4 protein-coding genes are annotated in these 3618 nt (G+C 73.5%); 1 reads left to right on the forward strand and 3 read right to left on the reverse strand.

Translation table 11 applies throughout. The features are described from left to right. Positions 1 to 626, forward strand: a 626-nt coding sequence (locus GTW67_RS16025; protein ID WP_161165501.1) for a tetratricopeptide repeat protein, incomplete at its 5' end; no start/stop codon positions are given. Between the two features lie 15 nt (positions 627 to 641). Here the strand turns inward: GTW67_RS16025 and GTW67_RS16030 are convergent. From GTW67_RS16030 to GTW67_RS16040, 3 genes are all read right to left on the reverse strand, one after another. Next, entirely contained in the window at positions 642 to 1592 is a 951-nt protein-coding gene (locus GTW67_RS16030; RefSeq protein ID WP_161165502.1) for a M28 family metallopeptidase, read from the reverse strand. Positions 1593 to 1717: 125 nt separating this feature from the next. Beyond that, positions 1718 to 2812 (reverse strand): EamA family transporter RarD, encoded by a 1095-nt coding sequence (gene rarD, locus GTW67_RS16035; protein WP_161165503.1) that lies wholly within the window; start codon positions 2810 to 2812, stop codon positions 1718 to 1720. Positions 2813 to 2946: 134 nt separating this feature from the next. Continuing rightward, the coding region (locus GTW67_RS16040) for an NAD(P)H-binding protein (protein ID WP_161165504.1) at positions 2947 to 3618 on the reverse strand (672 nt) is incomplete at its 5' end.

The following is a 3618-nucleotide window of genomic DNA, read 5'->3' on the forward strand; positions in this document are numbered from 1 at the left end:
CCCCCGCCCCCACGCGTCGCCGCGCTCCGATCCCCGAGCTCGGTATGACCCCCGACCCCGAGTCCGCGCCCAAGCCCACTCCCACCCCCGCCCGCGGCTTCGATGCCGTGGCCGAGGCCGTGCTCGGGGACGCGCCGCTCACCGTGCCCGGGGACGCCACCACGCCCGCCCTCCTCGCCGGGCCCACGGCGCGGATCAACGAGGCGGTCAAGGAGGGACGTACCGAGGACGCGGCCCGGCTCGCGGAGCGCTCCGTCGCGGAGGCCTCCGGGACGCTGGGCCCGGAGCACCCGGAGGTGCTGCGGCTTCGCGAACTCACCGCGTACATCGCCTACCTGTCCGGTGACCCGGAGCTCGCCTTCCGGCTCTCGCTGGACCTCGCCGGGATCCACCGCGCGGCCGGCGACGCGGAGGCCGCGTACGGCAACGTCCAGAGCGCGGCCACGGCCTGGCGGGCGGTGCGCGACCCCGAGCAGGGCCTGGACCTGGGGCGCGAGCTGGTCGGCCTGTGGAGCGAACTCGCCGCCGAGGAAGGCCCGGCCGCCGACGACGCCGAACAGCTGGAGTCGGCCCGCACCCGCATGGGCCGCCTCACCGAACGCGCCCGCGCCCACGCGGCCGGCTGACCGGGCGGGCCGGCGCTACTGCGACAGCTGCCAGACCGCGTAGGCGATGGCGTCGCTGTTGCGGTTCAGGGCCGTGTCGTTGATGTTGGCGGTCGTGTCGCACGACGAGTGGTAGCACCGGTCGAACGGCTGGCCCACGGTGCCGCCCCACTTGGCCGCCTGCGCCGACGTCTTGCGGTAGTCGGCGCCGCTGAAGAGACCGCCGACGGGCACGCCCGCGTTCTTGAACGGCGCGTGGTCGGAGCGGCCGTCGCCCTCGGTCTCGATCTCCGTGGCGACGCCGAGCCCGGCGAAGTAGTCCTTGAAGGTCTTCTCGATGACGGGGTCGTCGTCGTAGACGAAGTAGCCGGGGTTGGGCGAGCCGATCATGTCGAAGTTCAGATAGCCGCTGATCTTCGCGCGGCCGGCGGACCCGAGGCTGTTGACGTAGTAGCGGGAGCCGACCAGCCCCAGTTCCTCCGCGCCCCACCAGGCGAAGCGCAGGTGCTTGGTGGGCTGGTAGCCGGAGCGGGACACCGCGAGCGCGGTCTCCAGGACGGCGGCCGAGCCGGAGCCGTTGTCGTTGATGCCGGCGCCGGCGGTGACACTGTCCAGGTGTGACCCTGACATGACAACCTGATTCGGGTCGCCGCCGGGCCAGTCCGCGAGGAGGTTGTAGCCGGTGCGGCCGGAGGCCGTGAACTGCTGGACCGAGGTGGTGAACCCGGCGGCGTCCAGCTTCGCCTTCACGTAGTTGACCGACGCCTGGTAGCCGGGGCGGCCGTGCGCGCGGTTGCCGCCGTTCGCCGTGGCGATCGACTGGAGCTGGGTGAGGTGTGCCTTGACGTTGGCCACCGGTATGTCGGGCGCGGCGGCCGCGGCGGTCCCGGAGGCGGGCGCCGCGCCCGCCAGGGAACCGCCGGTCAGCAGGGTGGCGACCGCGACGGCACCGGCCGCCAGCGCACGCCCGGAAACGGAGAGCTTCATGTGGGGGCTCCGAATTCCTTGGGAGTCCCTGGGGAGGACTCCCGGTGAATGGGGTGCCTGGATGGTGTGGCCCTGGCTGACACCGCGTCAAGACCGCTATTCGGCCACCGCGTCACGCATATCGGTCACGGCTTCCCGGTCCGGGCGTCGACCTGCGCGGACGCGGACGCAGGCGCGGACGCGGATTCGGGTGCGGTCGCGGGATTCGGCGCGGCCGACTCCGCGGCGGTCCCCCCGGAGGCCACGATGCCCGAGTCCCGCGCGGCGTCCCCCTTCTCCGCCGGCACGCCCCCGCCGGCCCGGTCGAGCTGGGTCCGCAGGGCCCGGGCGGAGCGGTGGGCGGTGCGCAGCGCGTCCCAGGTGAGCAGCGTGAGCGCCAGCCAGACGAGCGCGAAGCCGGCCCAGCGCTCGGGCGGCATGGCCTCGCCGAAGTAGAGGATGCCGAGCAGGAACTGGAAGACCGGCGCCAGGTACTGGAGCAGGCCCAGCGTGGACAGCGGCACGCGGATCGCCGCCGCGCCGAAGCAGACCAGGGGGATCGCGGTGACCACGCCGGTCGCGGCGAGCAGGGCACCGTGGCCCACGCCCTCGCCGGTGAACGTGGAGTCGCCCTGCGAGCCCTGCCACAGCAGGAAGGCGAGCGCGGGCAGGAACTGGATCGCCGTCTCGGCGGCCAGCGACTCGACGCCCCCGAGGTTGACCTTCTTCTTGACCAGCCCGTAGGTGGCGAAGGAGAAGGCGAGGCAGAGGGAGATCCACGGCGGCCGGCCGTAGCCGACGGTGAGGACGAGGACGGCCGCGAAGCCCGTCCCGACCGCGGCCCACTGCACGGGCCGCAGCCGCTCCTTCAGCAGCAGCACGCCCATCGCGATGGTGACCAGCGGGTTGATGAAGTAGCCGAGCGAGGCCTCGACGACATGGCCGCTGTTCACGGCCCAGATGTAGACGCCCCAGTTGACGGTGATCACGGCCGCGGCCACGGTGATCAGGCCCAGCTTGCGCGGTTGCCGCAGCAGCTCACCGGCCCACGCCCAGCGCCGTACGACGAGCAGGGCGACGGCGACGAAGGCGAGGGACCACACCATCCGGTGGGCGAGGATCTCCCCGGCCCCGGCCGGCTTGAGCAGCGGCCAGAACAGCGGGACGAGCCCCCACATCCCGTACGCCGCGATGCCGTTCAGCAGACCTATGCGCTGTTCGTTCCCGGACGACCCGGCCACGGGCACCTCCCTACTCGCCTACGGCACGCCGGGGACGAGGCATGCCAGGACGAAGGTAACGCCGCACCCGGCCGCCTGTCATGCCCGTATCGCCATACGGTCATGACAGGCGGGGAGGTGCCGGGGTGCCGGTGTCACGCCCGCAGCGCGGCCTCGATCGCCTCGGTGACCGGGGTGGTCGGGCGGCCGATGAGGCGGGACAGGTCGCCGCCGGTCACGACCAGCTCGCCCTTCTCGGTGGACGCCTCCACGCCGCCGAGGATCTCCGCCATGGGCACGGGCACCCCGGCGGCGACGAGGGCGCCGACGTACTCCTCGACGGAGACGGCGCGGTAGGCGATCTCGCGGCCCGCGAGCCGGCTCACCTCGGCGGCGTACTCGGCGAAGCTCCACGCCTCGTCGCCGCCCAGCTCGTACCGCTTGTTCTCGTGCCCCTCGCCGGTCAGCACGGCGACGGCGGCGGCCGCGTAGTCGGCGCGCGAGGCGGAGGAGACGCGGCCGTCGCGGGCGGCCTGGACGACGGCGCCGTGCTCCAGCACCTGGGCGAGGTGCTCGGTGTGGTTCTCGTGGTACCAGCCGTTGCCGAGGATCACCCAGGGCAGGCCGGAGGCGAGCAGGACCTTCTCGGTGGCGCGGTGGTCGTCGGCGAGCGCGGCGGTCAGGCCGCTGGGCGCGCTCGTGTACGCGAGCAGCGCGACGCCGGCCGCGGCGGCGGCGTCGATGACCGCCCGGTGCTGCGCGGGACGGTCCTTGGTGACCTCGTTGCCGGAGATCAGCAGCACCTTGTCGCCGGCCGCGAACAGCCC

This window comes from Streptomyces sp. SID5910, assembly GCF_009862125.1.
Lineage (GTDB): Bacteria > Actinomycetota > Actinomycetes > Streptomycetales > Streptomycetaceae > Streptomyces.

Excerpts from the sequence above, each read along its gene's own strand:
- GTW67_RS16030 (WP_161165502.1), bottom strand. The coding sequence starts at position 1,592 with ATGAAGCTCTCCGTTTCCGGGCGTGCGCTGGCGGCCGGTGCCGTCGCG.